At 45.5% G+C, this 23,779-nt stretch carries 25 protein-coding genes; 16 read left to right on the top strand and 9 right to left on the bottom strand.

Annotated elements, in window-relative coordinates:
- Window positions 1-148 precede the first annotated feature (148 nt).
- A complete protein-coding gene (locus QUB13_RS16375) occupies window positions 149-400 on the top strand; it encodes a hypothetical protein (protein ID WP_333382517.1) in 252 nt (83 codons plus the stop codon).
- 208 nt (window positions 401-608) lie between these two features.
- The gene (locus QUB13_RS16370; RefSeq protein ID WP_333382515.1) at window positions 609-1,766 is read left to right on the top strand and encodes a hypothetical protein; all 1,158 of its coding nucleotides are present in this window, start codon (window positions 609-611) and stop codon (window positions 1,764-1,766) included.
- Between the two features lie 20 nt (window positions 1,767-1,786).
- Here the strand turns inward: QUB13_RS16370 and QUB13_RS16365 are convergent, their stop codons facing one another.
- Window positions 1,787-2,554, bottom strand: a complete 768-nt coding sequence (locus tag QUB13_RS16365) for a 5-formyltetrahydrofolate cyclo-ligase (protein WP_333382513.1) — start codon at window positions 2,552-2,554, stop codon at window positions 1,787-1,789.
- Window positions 2,555-2,690: 136 nt separating this feature from the next.
- Between QUB13_RS16365 and QUB13_RS16360 the strand changes: the two genes are divergently transcribed.
- A complete protein-coding gene (locus tag QUB13_RS16360; RefSeq protein WP_333382510.1) occupies window positions 2,691-5,414 on the top strand; it encodes an AAA-like domain-containing protein in 2,724 nt (907 codons plus the stop codon).
- A 70-nt stretch (window positions 5,415-5,484) separates the two neighbouring features.
- Window positions 5,485-5,667 (top strand): hypothetical protein, encoded by a 183-nt coding sequence (locus QUB13_RS16355; RefSeq protein WP_333382508.1) that lies wholly within the window; start codon window positions 5,485-5,487, stop codon window positions 5,665-5,667.
- Between the two features lie 239 nt (window positions 5,668-5,906).
- On the opposite strand, the gene QUB13_RS30495 is transcribed toward QUB13_RS16355, so the two are convergent.
- Window positions 5,907-6,026 carry a D-galactonate transporter gene (locus QUB13_RS30495; RefSeq protein ID WP_442922175.1) on the bottom strand — a complete coding sequence of 40 codons (120 nt, stop codon included), beginning with the start codon at window positions 6,024-6,026 and terminating at the stop codon, window positions 5,907-5,909.
- A gap of 19 nt (window positions 6,027-6,045) precedes the next feature.
- Window positions 6,046-6,510: a COP23 domain-containing protein gene (locus QUB13_RS16350; RefSeq protein WP_333382506.1), complete on the bottom strand. Its 465-nt coding sequence runs from the start codon at window positions 6,508-6,510 to the stop codon at window positions 6,046-6,048.
- Window positions 6,511-6,876: 366 nt separating this feature from the next.
- Between QUB13_RS16350 and QUB13_RS16345 the strand changes: the two genes are divergently transcribed.
- The 7 genes from QUB13_RS16345 (at window position 6,877) to arr (ending at window position 16,598) form a co-directional block, all read left to right on the top strand.
- Entirely contained in the window at window positions 6,877-7,374 is a 498-nt protein-coding gene (locus QUB13_RS16345; protein ID WP_194008207.1) for an HNH endonuclease, read from the top strand.
- Window positions 7,375-7,970: 596 nt separating this feature from the next.
- Window positions 7,971-9,245: a DHH family phosphoesterase gene (locus QUB13_RS16340; RefSeq protein WP_333382504.1), complete on the top strand. Its 1,275-nt coding sequence runs from the start codon at window positions 7,971-7,973 to the stop codon at window positions 9,243-9,245.
- Between the two features lie 23 nt (window positions 9,246-9,268).
- Complete coding sequence (locus QUB13_RS16335; RefSeq protein WP_333382502.1) at window positions 9,269-9,580, top strand: hypothetical protein; 312 nt, start codon at window positions 9,269-9,271, stop codon at window positions 9,578-9,580.
- Window positions 9,581-10,241: 661 nt separating this feature from the next.
- Window positions 10,242-13,850, top strand: coding sequence for a diguanylate cyclase domain-containing protein (locus QUB13_RS16330; protein ID WP_333382500.1), 3,609 nt, complete (start codon window positions 10,242-10,244; stop codon window positions 13,848-13,850).
- Window positions 13,851-13,939: 89 nt separating this feature from the next.
- Window positions 13,940-14,434: a phosphohistidine phosphatase SixA gene (sixA, locus tag QUB13_RS16325; protein ID WP_333382498.1), complete on the top strand. Its 495-nt coding sequence runs from the start codon at window positions 13,940-13,942 to the stop codon at window positions 14,432-14,434.
- 108 nt (window positions 14,435-14,542) lie between these two features.
- Window positions 14,543-15,715: a citrate synthase gene (locus QUB13_RS16320; protein WP_333382496.1), complete on the top strand. Its 1,173-nt coding sequence runs from the start codon at window positions 14,543-14,545 to the stop codon at window positions 15,713-15,715.
- Between the two features lie 436 nt (window positions 15,716-16,151).
- Entirely contained in the window at window positions 16,152-16,598 is a 447-nt protein-coding gene (arr, locus tag QUB13_RS16315; protein WP_333116548.1) for an NAD(+)--rifampin ADP-ribosyltransferase, read from the top strand.
- A 43-nt stretch (window positions 16,599-16,641) separates the two neighbouring features.
- Here the strand turns inward: arr and QUB13_RS16310 are convergent, their stop codons facing one another.
- Complete coding sequence (locus QUB13_RS16310; protein ID WP_333382494.1) at window positions 16,642-16,773, bottom strand: hypothetical protein; 132 nt, start codon at window positions 16,771-16,773, stop codon at window positions 16,642-16,644.
- A 178-nt stretch (window positions 16,774-16,951) separates the two neighbouring features.
- Between QUB13_RS16310 and QUB13_RS16305 the strand changes: the two genes are divergently transcribed.
- Both QUB13_RS16305 and QUB13_RS16300 read left to right on the top strand, forming a co-directional pair.
- Entirely contained in the window at window positions 16,952-17,104 is a 153-nt protein-coding gene (locus QUB13_RS16305) for a hypothetical protein (RefSeq protein ID WP_333116542.1), read from the top strand.
- A 157-nt stretch (window positions 17,105-17,261) separates the two neighbouring features.
- On the top strand, window positions 17,262-17,495 hold the full coding sequence (locus QUB13_RS16300; protein ID WP_333382492.1) for a hypothetical protein: 234 nt from the start codon (window positions 17,262-17,264) through the stop codon (window positions 17,493-17,495).
- Here QUB13_RS16300 and QUB13_RS16295 read toward each other — a convergent pair whose 3' ends face one another.
- The 5 genes from QUB13_RS16295 to QUB13_RS16275 form a co-directional block, all read right to left on the bottom strand.
- Window positions 17,496-18,473 (bottom strand): glycoside hydrolase family 24 protein, encoded by a 978-nt coding sequence (locus tag QUB13_RS16295; RefSeq protein WP_333382490.1) that lies wholly within the window; start codon window positions 18,471-18,473, stop codon window positions 17,496-17,498.
- Window positions 18,474-18,729: 256 nt separating this feature from the next.
- Window positions 18,730-18,870 (bottom strand): hypothetical protein, encoded by a 141-nt coding sequence (locus QUB13_RS16290; RefSeq protein ID WP_333382487.1) that lies wholly within the window; start codon window positions 18,868-18,870, stop codon window positions 18,730-18,732.
- Between the two features lie 72 nt (window positions 18,871-18,942).
- Window positions 18,943-19,152 carry a hypothetical protein gene (locus QUB13_RS16285; RefSeq protein WP_333382485.1) on the bottom strand — a complete coding sequence of 70 codons (210 nt, stop codon included), beginning with the start codon at window positions 19,150-19,152 and terminating at the stop codon, window positions 18,943-18,945.
- Window positions 19,153-19,571: 419 nt separating this feature from the next.
- Window positions 19,572-20,015: a hypothetical protein gene (locus QUB13_RS16280; RefSeq protein ID WP_333382484.1), complete on the bottom strand. Its 444-nt coding sequence runs from the start codon at window positions 20,013-20,015 to the stop codon at window positions 19,572-19,574.
- Complete coding sequence (locus QUB13_RS16275; RefSeq protein ID WP_333090757.1) at window positions 20,012-20,899, bottom strand: YihY/virulence factor BrkB family protein; 888 nt, start codon at window positions 20,897-20,899, stop codon at window positions 20,012-20,014. Before QUB13_RS16275 ends, QUB13_RS16280 begins: the two co-directional genes overlap by 4 nt.
- Window positions 20,900-21,013: 114 nt before the next feature.
- On the opposite strand from QUB13_RS16275, the gene QUB13_RS16270 reads away from it, so the two are divergent.
- The 3 genes from QUB13_RS16270 to QUB13_RS16260 all read left to right on the top strand — a co-directional run bounded on the left by QUB13_RS16270 (window position 21,014) and on the right by QUB13_RS16260 (window position 23,686).
- Complete coding sequence (locus tag QUB13_RS16270) at window positions 21,014-22,102, top strand: hypothetical protein (RefSeq protein WP_333382481.1); 1,089 nt, start codon at window positions 21,014-21,016, stop codon at window positions 22,100-22,102.
- 222 nt (window positions 22,103-22,324) lie between these two features.
- On the top strand, window positions 22,325-23,227 hold the full coding sequence (locus QUB13_RS16265) for a CNNM domain-containing protein (protein WP_333382479.1): 903 nt from the start codon (window positions 22,325-22,327) through the stop codon (window positions 23,225-23,227).
- Window positions 23,228-23,488: 261 nt separating this feature from the next.
- The gene (locus QUB13_RS16260; protein WP_333382476.1) at window positions 23,489-23,686 is read left to right on the top strand and encodes a hypothetical protein; all 198 of its coding nucleotides are present in this window, start codon (window positions 23,489-23,491) and stop codon (window positions 23,684-23,686) included.
- Window positions 23,687-23,779 lie beyond the last annotated feature (93 nt).

Raw genomic sequence — 23,779 nt, 5'->3', positions numbered from 1 at the left:
TGGGGATAAGTAACCTGGATTTGGTATAATTTATGTAATTAATAATCAGGTGAATGATACCCATGAACGATATTTTTTTGATAACTTCCGATAATTGGCTGGATTGGATAACCGTGTTTGGTTATCTAGCTTTTACAGCTTTCATTGCATGGCGCGTAATCACCACAAAGTAGATGTATTTATTATAAAATTACCTTCTTTTTTCAACAAACGGATTTATGCCCGCGCCGACACTGGGATTTATTGGATTGTGAATCTTGTTGAAGGACTGGTTGAGATGTACGATCGACCTTCAGGAAATACTGCACAACCAGATAACGATCGAAGGTTAAATTACGGGATATCGTCTGCCGTACCGGTGACGTTCGACAGAGTAGAAATGCAGGGCAAACGGATATAAATTCTGTAAACATTGCCCAGGAAAGTTTTTAATTTTAGCTACAAAATTTAACAATTGCTGAAACCTTGCTCCAGCAAGCATTCTCAAAATAAAATGCGTTTGCCCTGGGTAGGAATAGGGGTAATTGATGCAAACATTTTTTTTTCCTTAGTGCGGCAGAGCTCGATCGCGAGTAAAATATTATTGCAGTCGAAACAGTATCATCTCGATGAACAATAAAAATCAACTAACAGCTAAAGCAATCGCAGCCATAGTAACTTTAGCCTTAACTGTAACAGTAGTATTTTCTATCTATTCCCCAGTCACCGCTCAAAATCCTCGCGGCAATTCCGTCCCACCCTCACCAACAGAAACAACCGCAGCAAAAAATCCGGTATCAACATCCCCAGAAATTCCCAAATCTTCCCTCAAAAGTCCTCCAAATACTGACAAACCAACAGAAGTTTCTCTCGGTTTCTACCTGATCAACATCGGCCGCATAAATCAATCAGATGAGACTCTCGATATCGGTGGCTACTTGTCCGCAACATGGAAAGATCCGCGCCTAGCATTTGACCCAAAAGCAGTCGGCGATACAGTAATGCGTTACAATCTCGACAAAATATGGGAACCAAATTTAACAATTGTGAATGCTTCTTCAACAGCGAAAAGAGTGGGACTGGAATTAACCGTCCAACCCGACGGTACTGTAAGTTATGTAGAACTGCTTAACGCCACAGTATCATCGGACTTAGATTTAAAAAAGTTTCCTTTTGATTCGCAAACCGTAAAGATTGTTTGGGAATCCTTATCTTTTGATGACCGAGTTGTAGTTTTTAAAGAAAACAAAACACTAACCGGACTCAGCGAAGATTCTTTTGTTTCTTTATCAGAATGGAAAATTATCGGAACTGACACCCCCATTACTACCAATACTTTTGCTAATGAAAAGAAAACCTATGCTCGATATAATTTTGAAATAAAACTCAAGCGCAATTACCAATTTTACATATTTAAGGCTTTTATTCCTCTGACACTAATTACGCTGATTTCTTGGGCAACTTTTTGGATCGATGCAAACAAGGCTTTTGCCACTCAGATGAGTTTAGGTATTACCAGTACCCTCACGGCAATAACTTTTAACTTCACTCTTACTAATTCTTTGCCGAGATTGCCTTACATGACTTTACTGGATGCCTACATATTTATCTGTTACATCTTTTTCTTCTCAGCAATTATGGCTAATGTCAGCTTGCACTTCTTGCTCTACAAGTACGAAAAGCCAGAATCAAATGCTGGGATTGTGAAAAAGTTGCGCTGGATATTTCCCTTGGCTTTTATCCTCTCTCAAGTAGCAACAATAACAATTTTTTTATGGGCAAAATGAAGCAACATCGGAGAGGATATTCATGCGTCTTTTAACTTTTTTCGCAAAATCGGAATTTGTGCCAACTGTTCCGATCGCAAACTATCCCAGTTTAACCCTGTCGGACGCGGATAACTTGTATTAGTTTCAATTACCTCACCAGCAGTCACAATCCAATTCAGCGGCCAATCGTGAGGCTGCATTGGTAAACGCGAATCTGCGACTACTTGCAAAGGATGCACTGTTGTTACAATTGGCGTATCGATTTGTACTAATCCGAATTCTGTCAACATCGCCAATTCTAAATCGGCAAATCCTGCACCTTTTCCGGTTCTTCCACCGCTGCGCCCCGCCGCTACACAGCCGACTATTACTAAATCAATTGGTTCCATTTCTGCAAAACTTACCAATTTGCCGCAAGCAAGTGCTTTGTGGGCGATCCTCTTCGAGGGCTTCGCTAACGCACTTTCGGCAATAGATACATTTTGTCTCTGTAAATCCCCAGCAGTCAACTCAACAAAACAGCGATCGTCTGTCAATCGCGGTACTGCCATATAGAGGCGTTTTCCATCTTGCAAAGCGCGCATTCGCACCGGAATTTGTGCCGCATCTGGATTGCACTTAATCGTTTTTGCTTGTTGCCAAATTGGTAAAGCTGCCAATTTTTCTGCCGCCATGTCGGCACCAACAAAGTTGGGAATATGACCAAAGGAATCGCCAATAGATGCAGCTTGATGCTTCAGCAAAGACCAAATTTCTGTTCTTAACTTGTCTTTGTCTTGGTGATATCCAATCCAATCAGTTTTCATGCTGTATTGTGGTACAATATATTATACAAAATTAAACTTTAATACCGCCTCATTTCTTCAGTCCGCGCAGGCGGACTTCGTTTGAATAGGAGCGGTTTCAACCGCCGAATAATCGAAGCCGTAATTTTGTTATTTTATGGATTTTACCACAAAGCCCAGTTACTATCAAGTCGGCGGCAGTCTCGGCACTAATGCTCCCAATTACGTCAAGCGCCAAGCAGATGACGACTTCTACAACGGATTGAAAGCGGGGGAATTTTGCTATGTTTTGAATTCGCGACAAATGGGAAAATCTAGCTTGCAGGTGCGGACAATTCAGCGGCTGAGAGATGAAGGAATTGCTTGTGCTGCGATCGATATTTCGGAAATTGGCAACCGCAGCGTGACCCCCGAACAGTGGTATGCTGGGTTGCTCCGCATTCTGGAAAATAACTTTAATCTGTCGGATGTTGTCAACGTGCGGACTTGGTGGCGCGATCGCAATTTTTTAAGTCCGGTTCAAAGATTGAGCGAATTCATCGAAACTGTACTTTTAGCCAACATTTCCAGCAATATTGTCATTTTTATTGACGAAATCGACAGCATTCTCGCCTTGGATTTTCCCGCCGATGATTTTTTGGCGTTAATTCGATCGTGCTACAACAAGCGCGCCAACAATCCAGAATTCGATCGCCTGACGTGGGCACTGTTGGGCGTAGCATCGCCAGCGGATTTGTGCCGCGACAAAAATCTCAGCAGCAGCACCCCTTTTAATATCGGTAGGGCGATCGAACTAACGGGTTTTGACGAAACAGAAGCGCAACCGCTAGCAGCGGGGTTAGCCGAGCTTACAGACCAATCTGGGGAAGTTTTGAAAGAAGTTTTGTATTGGACTGGCGGGCAACCTTTCCTGACTCAAAAGCTGTGCAAACTTCTGTTTGAAAATGCACCTCCCGCTTGTCAAGGGGGAGAGCAAGATCGCATTCAAAATCCTCAAGCTTGGGTTGAAGAAGTGGTGCGCTTGAAAATCGTGGATAATTGGGAATCTCAGGATGTACCCGAACATTTGTCCACAATTCGCGATCGGCTTTTCAAAGAAAACCAACGCATTGTCAGAAGACTCGGCTTGTACCAGCAAATTTTACAGAAAGTTGAAATTGTTCCCGATCGCAGTGCCGAACAAATGGAATTGCGCTTAACCGGATTAATCGTCAAGCGCCGGGAAAAATTAACAATTTCTAATCCTATTTATCAAGCTGTATTTAACAAAAACTTAATCGCCCAAAAATTAGAAAAACTCTCACCTTACTCCGAAGCTATCAAAGTCTGGCTGAATTCAAACTGCGAGGATAATTCCCAACTGTTGCGCGGTGATAATTTGCATTCAGCATTAGTTTGGGCCTCCGACAAAAGCTTGAGAAACGAAGATTTTCAGTTTTTGACAGCCAGCCAAAGAATGATTTTCAGCGACCAAAATCAACTGCTGCAAGCAGCTACACTCGAAACCAAAAAAGCTGCGCGCGATGCCGAAACAGCTTTGATAGAAGCTGATGCAGCCAAGCACAAAGCACAACAGTGGATCGGCATCGGTTCAGCGGTACTCGCAGCCTCGTTAATTGGGGCGATCGGCTTTTCAACTCTCGCTTACCAGCGTTTTAAACTCGCACAAGCAAGTATTGAAATCGAACAAAATGGCAGCGATGCTTTGCTATTAGCGGTATCTCAAAAGACAGATAACAGCCAAGCTTTATCAGAAGCGTTACTCAGGGCGATCGCCTCTGGAGAAAAATTAAAAACCCTGGTTAATAATAAACCAAATTTAGAACAATATCCAGCCACAAGGCCGCTGCTAGCATTACAAATAATTCTCGATAAAATTAGCAAAAAACAGCAGATAAAAGCATCATCACTTCCGCACTTGGTGAAGTGGCAAGCTCATGCAGGTGCAGTTACCAGCGTCAGTTTTAGCCCTGACAGACAAATTTTAGCAACCGCAGGTATAGACGATCAAGTTCGGATTTGGAACTTTTCCGGGTCTAAAATTGCTGAATGGAAAGCTTTGCAGCAGTCAGTTAATATGGTAAGCTTTAGCCCGGATGGCAAGTTTTTAGCAACGGCAGGAAAGGACGGCACAGTTAAATTTTGGAACTTGTCAGGTAAAAATATTTCGAGTTTTCAAGCAATTAAAGGCTCAGTTACCAGCATCAGTTTTAGTCCAGATGATAAATTTTTAGCTGCGGCAGGAATCGACAGCAATGCGGCAATTTTGCCCTTATCAAAACAGCCTAAAGTAATATCATCTATTGTCAAACTTCCCGGTCATAACGGCTTAGTCAGAAGCGTAAATTTTAGCCCTAAAGGAGATTTTGTTACGACTTTAGACGGTAAATCTACAGTGCGAATTTGGAATTTGTCAGGACAACTAGAAAAAATACTGCCGGTGCAGGCAATTGGTATCAGCTTCAGTCCAGCTAAACAGCAGTATCGCTTTGCTACAGTAACATTTAACGGCAAAGTCGGGCTGTGGAATTTGTCAGAAAAAGAATTAATGAATGAATTTCAAACCTTGCATTTTGATGCTAAATCAATCAGTTTTAGTCCAGACGGAGAAAGGCTGGCTACTGTGGGAATTGACAAGACGGTGCGGCTGTGGAATTTAGCGGGGCGACAGGTTGCTCAATTTGAGTTTGAGGAGAATGTTGTTAGTGTTGGTTGGAGTCGAGACGGCAAGCAAATTGCTGTAGCTGGAAGCAACGGCACTGTCTGGCTGAGACAGGTTGAAGGGTTGGCAGAATTGCTGAAGCAAAGTTGCAATTTTCTTGGTAGTAAACCGGAGTATTTCAGAAGGGTTTCAACTATCTGCAAGCAATCAAATTATTAAGAATACACACACGGCAATGTCGATATATAGCCGAGTCTCAGAAAGATGAGGTACTATCTGGGATAGGGCATTGGGAATTGGGCGGAGCGAAGCGGAGGGATTGGGCGGAGCGAAGCGGAGGGATTGGGAATTGGGAATTGGGCGGAGCGAAGCGGAGGGATTGGGCGGAGCGAAGCGGAGGGATTGGCCCGCGCAGGGCATTGGGCGGAGCGAAGCGGAGGGATTGGGCATTGGGCATATCTCACTTTTTTGATAACCTCTATATCGTAATAAGTAAGGTTCGTAGTGCGGACTAAAGTGCACTCTTAATTTTCGGACTGAAGTCCGCACTACGAACCCATATTATTAAGGAGGCAGAGCCTCCGGATCTGCATTACCAGGCAGAGCCTGGTAACGAGCTGATGACTGATGACTAATGACTAATGACTAATGACTAATGACTGTTGACTGTTAGCTGTTAGCTGTTAGTTGTTAGTTGTTATTTGTTATTTGTTAGTTGTTATTGGGAATTGAGAATTGGAAATTGGAAATTCGTAGCCAATAACCAATAACCAATAACCAATAACCAATAACCAATAACCAATAACCAATAACCAATAACCAATAACCAATAACTAATGACTAATGACTATCAATTTACCTTAACAGGCGAAACACTTACATTCGGATTTTTAACTCTTCGTAAAAGTTCTTGTCGGGCTTGTTCGGAATTTTGCCCTTTTGGCACTTGATATAATAATCTACAGGAACCGTCTTGAGGATTAGCTGCACAAATAATTAGTTGACCGCTAGGAGATGCACCTGCTGTGACAAGATTGTCCCAGTTTCCTTGGGGTTGCGAGTTGTTGAGAATTCCCGAGACTCTGGTGCAGCGAGTAATTGCGTCTTCTCCTGATTCATTGAAATAGTTATCGGCTACCCACAGAATAACGGGAATATTTTTGCCTTGTTGCACAGCAATTGTGGCCGGGCGCCCGCCCGCAGCGCCGCAGAAAAATGAGGGGGTTTGGGCAAAGGCTGGACAGTTTGCTAACATCGGAGCTGTCAGGGCAATAATTGACGCGCTAAAAGCTGACTTTAAAAGCCGAAATTTCATGGGCGGTAATAAGCTTTTTCATTTATGGTTACTAATACTCTAAAAAATTAGACTGCTTCTTGCCGGGAAGATTAGGCATTTAGGGAAAAAAATAAAAATTATTCTGTAAAGTTTGCCCGTTAGCGAAGCCCTCGGAGAGGATCGCCCATACTGGTGTCATCAGGGTCAAAATTCACCGAAAAATGCTCGCCGACAGACATCGAGGGCAGAAAATAAGTGCAGCCACAAAGGGCGCAGGTGCGAAGCTATAGGGTAAAGGTGCGGTTTTTCACCGTTTTTTGTTAAGCCTTGCCCCGATCGCTCTCGCCCCCCCTAATCTGCAACCTGTGTTAGCATCAGTAAAAATATTCTCTTTAATAATCAACAATGGGCAATGTTCTAGTGCTCAACGCATCCTACGAACCGCTCAACATCACCAATTGGCGAAGGGCGGTAATTTTGTTGTTGAAAGGAAAAGCAGAACAGGTAGAACATAACGGGAAATTTATTGCGCCAAACTTCCCGCTACCAACTGTGATCCGACTGAGGCATTACGTCCGAGTTCCCTATAAGGAAATTCCGCTTACCCGCCGGAACATCTTGCACCGGGACGCGCACTCTTGTCAATACTGCGGTTATACCGGAGACGGTTTGACGCTGGATCATGTGATTCCTCGATCGCGCGGAGGAGGCGACAGTTGGGAAAACCTCGTCACGGCTTGTATGCGCTGCAACGTGAATAAAGGCAGTCGCACCCCGAAAGAATCGGGAATGCTGCTGCGCTATCCACCGAGGAAACCTCACAGCGGTCTTTATTTTGAAGTGACGAAACAAGTTAAGAGTGGTATGCACAAAGAATGGCAAAAATATGTAATTGGCCTTTAACACCCCTGTCAGCGAAAGCGCGGGGGTTTTTTGCAGAAGTTTTGAGTTGTAGGGATGCGCCTTGAGCGCGCGCGCGCCCGATCGTTTAAAGTTAAAAGTTAAATAATAGAGAACTTACGCTTTTAAATCGGGTTTTTCATCAGAAATATTGGCTTTGATAACGAAGCACCTACAAAAAAACCGGATTTAAGGGCTTTTGGCGCGCAAGTTCTGAGAGAATTACAGTCCGGGACGCACGCGGTGTCAAAAACTTGGTTTTTGCATCAAGTATCTCTCGGCTCGATCGACAATTTTTCTGAGAAATCGGGTTTTTTTGCTTAACTCCTATCAAAGAAACCGCGTTTTTGCCTCATCTATGGGGGAGCATCTCAGTTTTGCAAAAAGTATTTTTTTTCTTATAGTGCGAGCACATCAAGAGCTCGCGAGTTGTACAATACGCGAGCGGGGACGCTCGCACTATAATGCAAAACTGAAATGCTCCCAATCTATGGACTATATATAGTGCATACTTTTTTCCAACATAATTTTCTCCAAAAACCCGGTTTTTGGCCGCTCCTCCGTAAGTCCTAAATTAATTAAATGGTTAAACTTTAACAATGAAAGACCGCCCGCCTACTAATTCAGATGAAACATCTAGCAACCGCGAAGGTGAGGTTGACCCCATCGGCGAGGCTGTACGCGCAGCGAATGAGCCCCAGAAACGGCGCAGCAAAGCTGAAGTTGCTTCCGAAGAAAATCGCGCCAGTCTCCGCGAGGAATTGCACGCTCGTAAAGTCGAGCAATTGCGCCAAATGTTCGATCGCAACAAAGGCAGTCGCCAGTTAATTTTGCTGCAAGATTTTCCAGACCCCGACGCGCTTTCAAGTGCTTGGACTTACAAATTAATCGCCGAAAAATACGATATCCAATGCGAGATTCTCTACGCCGGCACTCTCAGCCACCAAGAAAATATTGCCTTAGTCAAATTAACAGGGTTGCCGTTGCAGCGGTGGACGTTGGAAACGGCAAAAACTAAGAATTTATCGGCTTATAAGGGGTGCGTTTTTATCGATAACCAAGGCACTACTTGTAACTTAACTGAGTTTATTTTAGGGGCAGGAATTCCGATCGCAGCAGTGATCGACCACCACAGTTTGCAGGGGGAAATGAACGCAGAATTTACGGATTTACGCCCGGAAATCCGCGCTACAGCCACGATTTTTACGGAGTATTTGCAGGCGGGAATGTTAGCTTTTGACAGCAGTATCAGCCAGCACGTCAAGTGCGCTACGGCTTTGATGCACGGTTTGCGATCGGATACGAATGCCCTCAGACAAGCTCAGGAGGAAGAGTTTTTAGCTGCTGCTTATTTGAGCCGTTTTTATGACTCGCAGTTGTTGAATGCGGTGTTGCAGTCGTCTCGTTCTAAATGGGTGATGGATGCGATCGAGCGATCGCTCAAACACCGCATCGTCCAGAACAATTTTTCGATCGCCGGCATCGGCTACCTCCGCTATGACGATCGGGATTCTATTCCCCAAGCAGCGGACTTTTTAATGACCGAAGAGAACGTGCACACAGCCGTTGTCTATGCAATAGTTCACGACAAAGACGAAGAAATTGAAGTAGTAATTGGCTCGCTGCGAACGAATAAACTGACTCTCGATCCCGACGAATTTATTAAAGAAGCCTTCGGGAAAAATGCTGAAGGACGCTTTTTTGGCGGTGGTAGAAGTCAAGCTGGAGGCTTTGAAATTCCGGTGGGATTTCTTTCTGGCGGAAATGAGGATAGCGATTATGCAAGGATGAAATGGGAAGTATTTGATGCTCAGATCAAGCAAAATTTGCTAGATTTAGTTAGTCCTAAAGAGAATCCGATTTACGATCATTAACTTTGGAGTTTCTAGGCGCGGCCTTGATTCCAGCAATAGCCTGGGAATGCGATGCGGGGTTCGACCTCCGGTTGCTACCAGGTTTTGCCATATTTTTTTCTACCGAAGTGCAAACTCTCAACTTAATCGTCAGTCATCCCCGCATTTCAACTCTCCTCAACCGGGTTTTTTCACTCTTATTGAGGGTTGGAAATCAAATCCAGCACACCTCTGTCAGTTTGAACGAAGTAATATCGGCGTTGCTGATTTACGGTACGATCTCAATTCCGGTTGCACTCCTCATGATGTTAACAGTCAACAGTCAACAGTCAACAGTGAATTTACTATTCCGATGAAGAGAGGATTTGATATGAGGTCATGGACGGTAGGATCGGAATAATCTATTTGGACGATCGCACTCATAATTCCGATACTACCGGATTTGAGATGAAATGCTAAATATGCCAGTCATAGAAACCAGTATCGACAAAGCTTGAGGATTTTCAACTGATTTTTTTCATACCCTGATGAAGCAACGCCATAGATTTTATCCCATTTCCCAAAAATACACACCAAACAAACCGGGTATTTTAACTATTGTCAAAGGATGCAACAAAGTATTTTCGTGAAAAACCAGGAGTTGGGAAAAATTTAGTTGGCTCTAGCTTACTAAAATTCACGATATGATTCTTCAATCATAACACTTTTACAGGGTTGACTTTTTTCAATTTGCTGATAAATTCGCTAAGTTAATCATAATTAGTTATATTTGGCGCAGAAGATTTCCGATCGCAATTAGAAAATAAACGCCGTAAAAAAGCAAAATAAATCTAGAAAAGTTTAGATGATTTGCTAAAGTTAAAAAAACCAAGATTTGTAGTATTATCATTTTTAAAACATAAGTTAAGTATTTTTTTTGATAACCCCAACAACAAATTATTAGAATTTAAAAAAATATTATATTGATTTGTTGCGGCGTAGAATAGTAATAAATAGCTAAAAAAAAGGAACACGGAGATGTCTACAAAACAGACTTTCTCTTGGTCGTTAGAGAAAATCCTAGAAAAACTTTCAGAAATTGCAATTCAAATCAACGAGTTCGGGGATCGGGAGAGCATTTTGCAATGTGCGGTAGCAGAAACTAGGGTGCTGCTGCAAACCGATCGCGTAATTATTTATCGCTTCCTACCGCATGGAGATAGTGCAGTATTGGCTGAATCCGTTGGTGGCGAGTGGCCGCCCATCCTGGGACAACTGATTGATGACCCTTGCTTTGAAACAACCTGGCTAAAGGGTTACAGCCAGGGACAAACCTGCAGCATTGCTGATATTAACAGCGATCATATTCCAGCTTGTCATGTCGAATTGCTCGATCGCCTCCAAGTGCAGGCAAATTTAGTTGTACCAATTTTGCTAGATGGCAAACAGCAGCAATCTCCGAAGCTGTGGGGACTGTTGATTGCTCATCAATGCCGAAGTCCGCGTCAGTGGGAACCTCTCGACATTCAGATCCTGCAACACGTTGCAGTGCAGCTCAGCTTGAGGATGCGGCAACTGGAATCTCACCACCCGGTGCTGCCAAATCAACCGCCACAACTCGAAACAGCACCGGCTCAAACTGTCACCAATATAGAAAAAGTCAACCGTCAAAATAGCCTGGAACCAGACAGTGCCTGTTCCCTGAGCGGCGATATTATCCACCTCAGAGCCTTTGACTTGTTGCAAAACCCGATCTGGATATTTGATATTGAGCATTGGCAAATGCGGTGGGCAAACCAAGCATCCTTGTACCTGTGGAATGCTGCGACGCGGCAAAAACTCACGAGCCGCAACTTTAGCGATGTGTCAGAGTCTACTCGGATTCGCTTGCAGAGCTATCTGCAGCAGTTTGAGCAAGGCCAAACCTTGTCCGAGCGGTGGACGTTTTACCCCGCCGGTGAGCCTGTTTCTGTCGGCTGTCGGTGCTCTGGCATCAGAATTGACGGCGGGCGTTTGGCAATGCTGGTGCAGGGTACGATCGAAACCGTCGATCGAATTGAGCCGGAAACCCTGCGATCGATCGAAGCACTCCGCCACACCACGCTGATAGTTTCCCTGTACAGCCTAGAAGGCTTGCTGCTGCTGCAAAACCAGGCGGCCTTGCGCTGTTATGGAAAGACAGACAATGCTTTTGTGAGCCGCTTTGTGGACGATCGGGTAGGAGAGCGAGCAATGGCAATTCTCAAGTCCGGTAAGGTCTTTAATGCTGAGGCTGAAGTTATTACTCTGGCGGGGATTCGGTGGCACGAGATGGATCTGCGATGTACCAACGACCCGGTAACAGGCAATCCGATGTTGCTCGTGAACGAAAAGGACATTACCGATCGCAAGCAGACGGAAACAGCCCTGCAACAGAGTAAAGCCCGGTTGTCAGAAGCCCAGCGCGTTGCCCACATCGGTAACTGGGAATGGGACGCGCTCTCGGGTAAAATTACCTGGTCTCCCGAACTCTTCGAGATTTTGGGACGCGACAGGGCCCTGGGCGAACCTACCTATGAAGAAAACCTGCGGCTTTACCATCCCGAAAGTGCCAAACAGCTACACCTGGTAGTTCAACGAGCGCTCACTCGCGGAGAGCCTTATCTATTGCGCCTCAGAATCGTGCGCCCGAATGGTTCTATCCGCCATACCGAAGCCAGAGGACAGGCCGAACTCAATGCAGAGGGACAAGTCCTTCGGTTGTTTGGTACATCCCAAGACATTACGGATCTGGTATTGGCCGAAACAGAACTCAGAGAAATGAGTACAGCCCTTGCTAATGCCGTGGAAGGCATCTCGCGGCTGGATCAACACGGAACGTATATCAGTGTTAATCAAGCCTACGCCAATATAGTGGGTTATCAGCCTGAAGAAATGGTTGGTATGAATTGGCAGAAAACGGTTTATCCAGAAGATTTGGAAATGCTGGTAGCGGCTTATCAAAAAATGCTAGCCTGCGGCCGAGTGGAGGTTGAGGCCAGGGGTATCCGGCAAGATGGCTCGATCTTTTACAAGCAATTGGTGATGGTGACAGCCTGCGACGATCGCGATCGACCGATCGGGCATCACTGTTTTATGAAGGATATCACCGATCGCAAACAAGCAGAAGCAGCATTGCAACAAGAGTTCGAGCGTCTGGCTGTAGTGATTGCCACCCAACAGGAAATCGCCATCCGCAATCCCAATCTCGATGCAGTAATGGCGGTGATTGCAGAGAGGACTCAAGATTTGACCCGCGCCGATGGAGCAGTGATTGAAATCGTGGAAGGGGATGAAATGGTGTATCGGGCAGCCAGCGGTATCGCCACCGCCTATATTGGATTACGGATCAAAGTAGGGACAAGTTTATCGGGAAAATGTATTGCGACCGGCCAAATCATGATTTGCGAGGATTCAGAAACCGATGCACGGGTCGATCGGGCTGCCTGTGAGCGCATTGGTCTCCGGTCAATGGTGGTTGTTCCCTTGTTGTATCAGGACGATCGGGTTGGCGTCTTAAAAGTGCTTTCAGCTACACCCTCTGCCTTTACAGAGTCAGATATCCAAACTTTACAACTAATGGCGGGGTTTCTGGCCGGGAGCCTGCATCTGGCTTCGGAGTTTGAGGCTAAAAACAGTCTCCTGAGTCAATTGCAGGAAAGCGAAGAACGGTATCGTTCTGTAATTACTACCATGACCGAAGGTGTCGTACTTCAGCTAGCCGACGGACAAATTACTGCCTGTAATGCTAGTGCTGAAAGGATTATGGGACTGACCCCAGACCAAATGATGGGGCGTACATCCATAGATTTAGACTGGCGCACCGTTGGGGAGGATGGCGAACCGTTTCCGGGGGAACAGCATCCGGCAACGATCACCCTACGCACGGGAGAAGCGCGATCGAATGTGGTGATGGGCATTCACAAATCGGATCAAACCCTGACTTGGATTTCGATTAATTCTCAACCGCTGTTCCATCTCAATCAATCTCAACCCTATGGAGTAGTGACCACTTTCGCTGATATTACAGAACGCCAGGAGGCCGAGGAGATTCTGAAAAACCGGGCGGAACAAGAAAGATTAATGGCTATGACAGATGGGTTAACCCAAGTAGCAAACCGCCGCTGTTTTGATGAGCGATTGCAATCGGAATGGCACCGACTGATGGAGGGCAAACAACAGTTGTCATTGATTATGTTGGATGTGGATTATTTTAAGCGATATAACGATTGCTACGGACATCAAGCTGGGGATATTTGTTTGGTGAAAGTGGCGAAAGCTGCGGCGGCTGCGGTTAAACGTTCGACGGATTTGTTTGTGCGCTATGGGGGCGAAGAATTTGCTGCTATTCTGCCAAATACGGATGCTGCAGGGGCGATCGCAGTTGCTGAGTCGATGCGAGATGCGATCGGAGATTTGGCCATCCCTCACGAGCAATCTGATGTGAGTGCGATCGTGACTGTGAGTATGGGAATTGCTAGCATAGTTCCCTGCTGTGGCGAATCGCCGGATGAATTGATCGCCACAGCCGATCGAGTATTGTATGATGCGAAACGACAAGGGCGCGATCGCTACGCCTGTGGCGCATACCAGATGACAGTGCCAGATGTCAATCCAGTTGTAGAATAGGTAAAATATGTCGATCGCGCCAAACTTCATCCCTAAGTGCGTGTAAGCCGGGGCGTAGCCATCGCACAATTATCAAAAGGACAGCCACAGTGCATCTCTACCTAGTCCGTCACGGCATCGCGGCGACACCCGAAGAATACGATACAGACTCAGAAAGGCCCCTGACTAAACAGGGCGATCGTAAAACCCACAAAATCGCCCAGCGACTGTACGATCTCGAAATTCAGTTTGATCTGATTCTAACCAGTCCTCTACTGCGCGCCACGCAAACCGCCCAAATTCTGCTGTCAGCGGGCCTGAGTTCCCAAATAGAAGAATCCGCCGCCCTCGCACCTTCAGGAGACATCGGGGACTGGCTGAGGTGGTACAAGCAGTGGCAGGAAAGCGGCAGCCGCAGCTTAGTTTTGGTGGGGCACCAACCAGATTTGGGCAATTGGGCAGAAACTTTGCTTTGGGGGCGATCGCAAGATGCCCTCATCCTCAAAAAAGCAGGTATCATCGGCTTAATCCTCCCCGAAACAGGTTCCCCAGTAGGCCGCAGCCAAATGTTCTGGCTGACTGGGCCCAAGTTCTTGCTGGGGTAGACAGCAAATAGTCACATTCATTGATTATTGTTTGTTAACGCGGCGACACTATCTTGCTTTCTGGTAATGTAATTTGATTAGATTCAACTCACACAATACGGTATCGCAATGGTCGTCGGCGAATTCAAACCAGGTTTAGAAGGTGTTCCCGCCACCTTGTCCAGCATTAGTTATGTAGATGGACAAAAAGGGGTGCTAGAATATCGCGGGATTAGCATTGAGGAACTAGCACTCAAAAGTTCCTTTGTGGAAACTGCATATTTATTAATCTGGGGCGTACTTCCGACAAAGGAAGAACTAGAAGCTTTCGAGCATGAAATTCGCTATCACCGCCGGATCAAATATCGCATCCGGGATATGATGAAATGCTTTCCCGAAAGAGGACATCCAATGGACGCGCTGCAAGCTTCAGCAGCGGCCTTGGGGTTATTCTACTCGCGCCGAGCTCTGGCTAACCCAGCATACATTCGAGAAGCTGTAGTGCGGCTGCTAGCCAAAATTCCGACTATGGTGGCGGCGTTCCAGCAAATGCGGCGGGGTAATGACCCGCTGTTGCCGAGGGACGATTTGAACTACTCGGCTAACTTTCTTTATATGCTCAACGAGCGAGAACCAGATCCGCTGTTGGCTAATATTTTTGATGCTTGTCTGACTCTCCACGCCGAACATACAATCAATGCTTCTACATTTTCGGCAATGGTAACAGCTTCGACGCTAACAGACCCTTACGGGGTGATTGCTTCTGCAGTTGGCACTTTGGCGGGGCCGCTGCACGGGGGAGCAAATGAAGAAGTGATTGATATGTTGGAGCAAATTGGTTCGGTAGAAAACGTGCGGCCTTTTGTCGAGAAGTGCGTTGAAAATAAGGAAAAGATCATGGGCTTCGGCCACCGAGTTTACAAGGTGAAAGATCCCAGAGCAACTATTCTTCAAAGGTTAGCAGAACAGTTGTTTGAAAATTTCGGACATGACGATTATTACGACATTGCTATCGAGTTGGAAGCAGTGGTTGAGGAAAAAATGAGTCATAAAGGAATTTACGCAAATGTAGATTTCTATTCGGGTCTGGTTTATCGGAAAATGGGAATTCCGATCGACTTATTTACGCCTGTTTTTGCGATCGCCCGCGTTGCCGGCTGGCTGGCCCACTGGAAGGAACAGCTAGAAGCAAATCGCATTTACCGCCCTACTCAAATCTATACAGGGACTCACGGTGAGCCTTATATTGCGATCGGGGACAGGCCCGGATCTTCAAACATAGCGATCGATCCAGATCGATAAATGGCGATCGGACTTGTTTTGCAAACTGAAGTAGTCGTAGGGTGCGTCGCCCTGCAAAAATCTGTCAATAAAAATCGACTTTTCGAGTAGCGACGCACCTTACCAAAATTTTGGTTTTTTTCCTCATCTCTGGAAAAAAACAGGTGCGTCACCATGAAATTGTCGCTGTTGATGAAGGATTGTCGATGGCGACACACCCTACGGATAAAATTTGCGCTTAAGCGATCGCCTTTAGCAAACTTGAGAAGATGATTGTTGAGGCGATCGCCAAAATTAAGAATTGAGAAGCGATCGAGGCATAACAAATCATTGGAGCGGACAAATTATGATATTCTGGTTTTGGGCATAAGTTTTTCTGCCGCTCAATTCAACCGTTAGCGGTAATTGTAATGAACAATTTCAGCAATCAAGAAAATATCAATGATAGGTTACATCAATGGAAAATAGTGAAAGCAATAAAAAATTAAACGAACCTAACCCAACACCGTTTTCTCAGACGTTCTTTCATGGAACAAAGGTTGCCCTAAAGATTGGAGATTTTATTGAAGCTGGTTTCAACTCAAATTTTGGACAAAGAAAAAAAGCTAAGTATGTCTTCGTGACAGCAACCTTAGATGCCGCTATTTGGGGGGCTGAACTTGCTTTGGGGGAAGGGTGTGAAAGAATATATTTAGTAGAATCAACAGGGCCCATTGAAGATGATCCTGATTTAACTGATAGAAAATTCCCTGGTAATCCAACAATGTCTTATCGTTCATCATATCCGTTTAAGGTTGTTGGTGAAGTTGCAATTTGGCAAGGACATTCACTAGAGCAAGTTAAAGCGATGAAAGATGGATTAGCTAGACTTAAAGAGCAAGGAATTGAGTCGTTGAATGACTAGCAAAACCTATTTTATAAAAATTTACAACTTAGGCAATCTGGTTCTATTCGAGATTGGGCAAGCAAAAATAGTTGACTTTGTTGTTGAGTTCTGAGAGATTATTGGCGATCGCAAAAGTTACGAATTGAGAAGCGATCGCACCTGTGAAATTAAATAAAATTTTGGTGATCGTCAAATACTTTCCCTTGACAAAATTATGCGGTAATATATTTTCATTTATTTAGTTAAACTGCAATTGTGGGAGAATTACAACTTAGGTAAATAGGATGAGTCTCAGTAATACAGCAAAGGAAATGCTCTGGATTGGCTCCTGGAATGACCTAGACGAAATACTCAGTGCTAACAATGGTCTTATGTTAGTCGCTCCTGACTGGAGTGAAATGTCTCTCGATGATGCACAAGAAATGATCCAAGACCACGCATACGAGTCTCAGAAAGTACAGTTTGATCGCACTTACTACCGTGGAAAACCCGCACTTCGTCTCACATTCTTTGGTAGAGATTAGGTAAACAAAAATGGTTGGCGTCGTTGCTAAGTCCACAGAAATTATTGGCGATCGCCCTCCAAAACAAATCAAATCATTCGAGGATGTTTGTTGTTGGGTGAAATAGCGATCGCCCCATATAAACTTGAGAAGATGATTGTTGGGGCGATCGCCCGTTGTGCAAGATCACCTAAATTTTCTCGAAGAATTAGCAGCCGAGTACAGCAACACACCGTTAAACGCAGCAGACAAAAACTGTGCAATCGAGGTAATCAGCCTCCTAGAATCTCAACAGTCATTAGAAGGCCGCACAGTTAAAAACCCAGCGATTCTTACTGCTAACATCACACTTGCTCCCGCCTGTCAAGTTCTCATCCCCGACGCACCTTGGCGCAAAGATTACATCGACTGACTAATTGCTAACAACCAATCCGGGGCGGTAAATCCCTAAATTTTGCAAATACATTTGTTCTAGTTTGGGCATCGACGATTCCACGGAACCGCCAAAACGCCGAAAAGAAGGCCAGATGTAAGCGAGTTTTCTCACTGCTGACTCCAATCTACCCGCTTCTATATCTTCTAAGGCACCTTTTTCTCGGATTAACTCTACAGCTACCAGGTCTTGATTTTGGGGACTGAAATCGGTGAGGCTAAATTTTTTGGCGAATCTGTCCCAAGTTGTGCTCAGAAACTGATACCGCCCGGCCGCGTCGGAACACAGCTTTTTGCCGTAGCGGCGGCCGCATCTCATTTCTCTGGGATGGTCGCTGAAACTGACAAATGTGGTGCCTGTGTACTGGGTGCGGTAGCCGTCGGGGCTAGCGGTACCTTCGGCGGCGGCGATGGTGTCGAGAAAGGCTTTGACTCGATCGCGCTCAATGTTATTCTCTCTTCCGTCTGGTGAGTTGATAGCCCCAACGAACGGCGTGCGTTTAGGAGGCTCCGAGATTTCTGGCGAGATAGTTTGTCCCCACAACTTCGGAGTCATCCTACCCAAAAAAAACGACAAACAGATGCACAAACTCCACGAGACTTTAAAACGGAGGCGTTTTGACGGCTTGCTGCGCTGTCGCACCGGCCACTCCTGCAGGGGAATGGTTGCGGGTAAGATTCTTGTTTGCTGGCCGAAGGCGAACAAGGATTTGAGTGCTAGTAAAGTTTGCTTGTAGAAACGGGCTCCAGCTTGGCGGGCCCTCATGGCTGCAGCGAAAGTCTGGACATCTGTCAGAGTTACTTCTGCCAGCGGTTTTGCTACAAACATCCGAAAACTATTGGCCGCCTGCCAGCTAAAGCGCTTGCTGCGGCTGGATTGGCGCTCCACCCACAGGCGAATTAGCTGGATGTCGTTCATGGGTTGCAGATGGCTTCCCAGATTTTCTGGTGCGTACAAGATTACCTCCTGATATCGCTTTTAGTTGAAGGTTCCCAGTTAGAATGGTTGAAATCCACAGGGATCAATGGAAACTCGCTTCAACCATACTAAGTGATACTATTAAGCGCTCACGGGGTCAAGTTTAACGGCCGATTGTTGTTCGAGGAGTTCAGCAAACCCGACTTAGTTGGGACGGTATCGCCTCCCAACTGAAATAGGCTTGGACGCGCCTGCGGCCTGCTTGTCCGAGTTGCTGGCGCCATACTGAGTCAACTCACAGCCGATCGATCGCACCAGCAAATACTACTTCATTTTTTGGCGGCGCGAGCAAACCGGTTTCTCGTGGCACTACCGTATATTTCAATCCACGCGCGATCAGAGGCGACGACGGGCGTGCCGCAGGCCATCGCTTCAACGGCCACTAAATCGTCGGCGGGGAGAATATCTCGGCTCAAGCTGCCGGGAAAACTGGTAATGTCGCTTAAGCCTAATTGTTCCACGATGCTGCCGATCGCGTCGCGCTCTTGTCGCTTTCCCCCACGCGCCAGCCACCGCCTACGATCAGTTTTAAATCGGCCTTACGTAGCGCTGACGCACGTAAACATTTTGTCCGCCCGCTTCTTCTTTGCCAATTTCCACAGCGCGATCGCCCTGTGCAAAGCTGGGGGCGATAGGTTTTTTTTGCTAATGAAATCATGATTTTTACCAAAATTTAAAAAAAATGCAGCAGGTGAAAAGTAGAATTTTGGGGACGGCGGGGGAATAAAGGTTAACTGGTAATTTTTATTAAAGTCAAAGCGCGCGATCGATAAATCAGCCTTCAGGGATAAATTGCCAGATAAATTTGAAATACGAGTTCCTTCTGCTGGCAGAGACCAGGAACAGCTCAAACTCTCGATAATCTAAATGGCAATAAACGAGGGTAAAGGAAATTGCCCGGATTTGGGCGGGCATCTAACTCGAACCTGCTTTCAGCTTGTGGTTGGAGATATTCTCCTCAGTCGGAGGCATGATTTTTAACCCTTGCGATAAATAGGTAGAGATTTGGATAAACCAGAAGTAAATCGTCCCGAATAAATTCTTTCTTCGGGACGCATCCTATTTCAAAAACCCGGTTTATTCATCTGACTTTCTTGAAAAATAACCACGATTTTTAAAGAAATAGGGTTTTTTTGACCTTAATCCTAAGAATGTGAAAGGGCGATCCTCTCCGAGGGCTGCGCTAACGAAAAAAGCAAAATTATTGCCTTCACAATTTTTTATTTTTTCCGCCTTTTGCCTTCTTCTTTCAACTAGAATTTTTGCATCAATATTCGGTTTTTTAACCGCATATTTACAGTGGATAAACACAGATAGACGCAGCTCCATTCGATGGAGTCTGCGATTGAGTACCAGAGTTCTACTAACCTCTGTTAAATTAGTTGAATCTGCTAAATTATGTACACCGCAACGGCAGCAAAACTTCCTGCTTTTGTCAAACCAGGAGTTGTAGCTTAACCTCAAATTTCCCGTTTGTCTAATCTTAGGAATTGTGCCGATGTTTGGGTACAAAGGATTCATTCCCCGTTTTCGCTGTTGAGAATCTTGTTTCGCGAACTTCGCATTTTGGAACCGTATCGGTTAGCCCAAACTTGGGTAAACTCGGCACCCAAAAACAGAATTTGAGCGGAATAATTAATCCAAAGCAGGATAATCACGAAGGAACCTGCTGCACCGTAGGTAGAGGCAATACCGCTGCTTCCGAGGTATGCTCCAATTAGGGATTTGCCGATCGTAAACAGCAGAGAGGTAATGCCTGCACCGATCCAAACATCATTCCAGGCAAGCTCGACATCGGGCAATAGTTTGTAAATTAAGGCAAAAAGCATCGTGACTACGCCAAAGGAAAGAGCAAAGTCCACAATTTGCCAAATGCCGACTGGTAAATGCAGCAAACCGTTCAACCAAGAGCTGATGACTGCTAAAACGGCGCTAATTACTAAAGATACTAGCAAGAGAAACCCTATGCCTAAAATCATCGCAAAAGACAATACGCGGTCTTGCAGAAATCCCCAAATGCCGCGTCCGGGAGGCGGTGAAACATTCCAAATAGTATTGAGGGCATCTTTGAGATTAGTAAACACGTTGGAAGCGCCCCACAAAAGTGTAGCGATACCGACTAAAGTAGCAATCATGCCAGACTTGGGTTCGGAGGCTTTGAGGATGAGTTCTTGGACGGTTTGAGCGCCATCTTTGCCGATTAAACTTTGGAGTTGGCCGACGATTTGACCTCGGGCTGCGTCTTCACCAAAGACTAAGCCGACGAGCGCAATTACGATAATTAGTAGCGGAGCGAGGGAGAAGACTGTGTAATAGGCTAGGGCGGCGGCTAGGGTTGGGGCTTTATCTTTTTGCCATTGAGTAAAAGTTTCTTTGAGCAGCGATATGACTGTTTTTAAGTTCACGGTTTTTGGTTTCCTCATACTTAGCGTTCACCAAGGGATTATAATAGATTAGGGTATTTTTAGCGTCTCCCACAAGTTAGATTGAGCGATTAGCAAATTCGGAAAATTACTTTTATGTCAGATTCCCACACAACTGTTAACAGCACCGATGTCAAATCTTCCAAAAAAGCAATTTCTTGGGCAAAACTGAGCGCATTAGTAGCAGCGGTAAATTTCTTGTTGGTGATTTTCCATTTCAGTTACCCGCAGATGCGCCCTGTTTATCTGAGCTATTTTCCGGCTTTAGTTAAAATTTACGATCCGATTAAAGGTATTGATTCGAGTTTGCCAAAGGCGGAATCTTTGCAAGCCTCTGACCAGTTTTGGCGAATTGATGCGTTTTTTATCGGTTATTTTTGGGCGGAATTTTTCATAAAAAGTCTGTTCCATACCCGCCGAAAACCGGGGGTAAGTTGGTTGGATTTTGTGCTGAGGCGCTGGTACGAGGTGTTTCTGCTGATTCCGATTTGGCAGGGGTGGCGGATTCTGCCGGTATTGCTGCGGCTGCACAAGTCGGGTTTGGTTAATCTCGATCGCGCCGTTGCTCAAATTACCTACGAACCGGTGGCTTATTTAGCCGATACGATGTCGGAATACATGATGGTGCGGTTTATCAATCAAGCTCAAAGTTCGATCGAACAGGGCGACGCAGCGCGGGTACTGCTAGATCCGCAGCAGCCCTACCTTCACGTCAATCAGGAAAATACGATCGAACGAATTACCAAGCGGATTTTCGATCTGACAATTTACAAGGTTTTGCCGCAGGTGCAACCGGGTTTGGAAGAATTGCTGCACCACAATTTGGAAGCGACAATCAAACAGTCGGATTTTTATCAACTCCTGCAAACTTTCTCTCCGATTAATATTTTGCCTGAAGAAATGACCGAACAACTAGCCAATTATCTGGCTCAAACTGCTGTTGATGTGGTAGCAACTACTTACGAAGACGCTAAGGGGCGAAAAATTATCGATAATTTCAGCCAAGAATTTAATCAAAGTTTGCGGCGGGAGTTGCAAGACGAGAAAACTCTCGGAGAATTGCAGTCGCTGCTGTCGGATTTGTTGGAAGAAGTTAAGTTGAATTACATTCAAGGCGGGTTGAATTCCGATCCGGAGCAAACTTTTACGGAAATTCACTCGTTGCGGGGGGTAAGGGAGGGTTGATCCAGCAATTAGTTTCGGGTTTGTGAATTGGATTTTTTTAACGAACCGCGAAGGCGCTAAGGGCGCGAAGGGGGAAAAGAGAAGAGTAAGAGTTCACAAGTTCTACGGGTAAGGTGCACAGTGCGCCTCCTACAAATACGGGTAGTGCGGATATCCGATGTCAATTTATCTGAATGGCTAAGCTAAAATAAAGGCGTTAGTCAAAAACATCTATCGTATTATTTGTCTATTTTGAACAACCTTGCTTGCCTGGAAATAGAAGTCGCTCAAACACTGCTAAGATTAGCAGTGTTGCTGGGATTAACACTTTTAATCGCGTTTTTTGTGGCGGCAGAATTAGCATTAGTATCAGCCGATCGCCATCAAATCCGCCAACTCGCCCAGTTGCGCGATCGCCCAAACGCCAAAACTGCCGAACTCGTCCACCAAGCGCAGAACAACATACCGCATTACCTGTCGGTGACTCAAACAGGCACAACGGCAGGGAGCTTGCTGTTGGGTTGGTTGGGCGAGGGTGCGACTGTACACTGGATTGAGCCGTGGATCGACAAATTGCCGATCGGTCATTTAGCCGCCTGGGTGAGCGCTCATTCGATCGCAATTCCCGCAGCATTTATATTAGTAACTTACGTCGAAATAGTATTAGGAGAATTAATCCCCAAAGTATTAGCAACCCACGCCCCGGAACGCACCGCTTTGCTGCTGATGCCAGCCATAGAAATCTGCTCAAAAATACTGTGGCCACTGCTAGCAATTCTCAACGGTACTGTGTGGCTGCTGACAGGTTGGATTACCAGGAAAAAGTCGGAGCCCCTGCTGCCAACTTCCGAAGCCACTATCATTCAAAAAGATGCTCATTCAGCACTGATTTCCGGCATCTGGGAAGTGACAGCAGTTAACGAAAAACTCGGCTTAAACCTGCCCGCGAACCAAGCTTACCAAACAATCGCCGGATTCGTGATTCACAATTTAGGTAAAATGCCCGCTCAGGGCGATCGGCTATTGTGGGGCGAGTTAGAAATAGAAGCAGAAAATGTAGTAGAAGGCAGTTTAGAAACAGTGCTAGTGCGTCAGGTAACTCGCCCCTTATTTGAGACTCAGCAGCCAGAACTCGTGTTGAATTAAATTGCCGTTTTTAATAATAGTAATATCCCCGTAGGGAAACGGCACTGCCGTCTCCTCTTACGGACACGATAGGGAAATGGTAGGGAAACGGCACTGCTGTCTCCTCTTACGGACACGGCAATGCCGTGTCCCTACAGATATCGCCTACAATAGACCCGGCTTGATATCAATTCAATCCTAAGTTAGGTTGTAATTGGTCGCTCAGTGCGACAATGTACCAAAAATCTGCAAATTGCATAAAGCACAGTTTATGAGGTGGATATGCTGAAAACGCTTTGGGCTACTGTTCGACAAGGAAAAATTGAACTGCTGGAGTTATCAGAATTACCCGAAGGGGCAAAAGTATTAGTAACAGTTTTACCTGATGAAGAAGCTGAGTTTTGGCTTCAAGCCAGTCAAACATCACTAGATAGAGTTTGGGACAATACTGAGGATGATGTTTATGCCCAGCTCCTCTAAAAATGACATAATTTTAGTTAGATATCCCTTTTCAGACTGGTCTAGTTCTAAGGTAAGAGTAGTGTAGTATTTACTACCCGATGGGTTCGGTTG

The sequence above is a fragment of the Microcoleus sp. B4-D4 genome (assembly GCF_036705185.1).
GTDB lineage: Bacteria > Cyanobacteriota > Cyanobacteriia > Cyanobacteriales > Microcoleaceae > Microcoleus.
The sequence above is the reverse complement of the archived record's forward strand: the minus strand, read 5'-3'. Positions and strand labels throughout refer to the sequence as shown.

Coding starts and splice junctions, on each gene's coding strand:
- QUB13_RS16340 (WP_333382504.1), top strand. CDS start 7,971: ATGAAAGACCGCCCGCCTACTAATTCAGATGAAACATCTAGCAACCGC.
- QUB13_RS16350 (WP_333382506.1), bottom strand. CDS start 6,510: ATGAAATTTCGGCTTTTAAAGTCAGCTTTTAGCGCGTCAATTATTGCC.
- QUB13_RS16260 (WP_333382476.1), top strand. CDS start 23,489: ATGCTGAAAACGCTTTGGGCTACTGTTCGACAAGGAAAAATTGAACTG.
- QUB13_RS16360 (WP_333382510.1), top strand. CDS start 2,691: ATGGATTTTACCACAAAGCCCAGTTACTATCAAGTCGGCGGCAGTCTC.
- QUB13_RS16370 (WP_333382515.1), top strand. CDS start 609: ATGAACAATAAAAATCAACTAACAGCTAAAGCAATCGCAGCCATAGTA.
- QUB13_RS16345 (WP_194008207.1), top strand. CDS start 6,877: ATGGGCAATGTTCTAGTGCTCAACGCATCCTACGAACCGCTCAACATC.
- QUB13_RS16285 (WP_333382485.1), bottom strand. CDS start 19,152: ATGATTTCATTAGCAAAAAAAACCTATCGCCCCCAGCTTTGCACAGGG.
- arr (WP_333116548.1), top strand. CDS start 16,152: ATGGAAAATAGTGAAAGCAATAAAAAATTAAACGAACCTAACCCAACA.
- QUB13_RS16375 (WP_333382517.1), top strand. CDS start 149: ATGGCGCGTAATCACCACAAAGTAGATGTATTTATTATAAAATTACCT.
- QUB13_RS16365 (WP_333382513.1), bottom strand. CDS start 2,554: ATGAAAACTGATTGGATTGGATATCACCAAGACAAAGACAAGTTAAGA.
- QUB13_RS16305 (WP_333116542.1), top strand. CDS start 16,952: ATGTTAGTCGCTCCTGACTGGAGTGAAATGTCTCTCGATGATGCACAA.
- QUB13_RS16280 (WP_333382484.1), bottom strand. CDS start 20,015: ATGAATCCTTTGTACCCAAACATCGGCACAATTCCTAAGATTAGACAA.
- QUB13_RS16320 (WP_333382496.1), top strand. CDS start 14,543: ATGGTCGTCGGCGAATTCAAACCAGGTTTAGAAGGTGTTCCCGCCACC.
- QUB13_RS16330 (WP_333382500.1), top strand. CDS start 10,242: ATGTCTACAAAACAGACTTTCTCTTGGTCGTTAGAGAAAATCCTAGAA.
- QUB13_RS16270 (WP_333382481.1), top strand. CDS start 21,014: ATGTCAGATTCCCACACAACTGTTAACAGCACCGATGTCAAATCTTCC.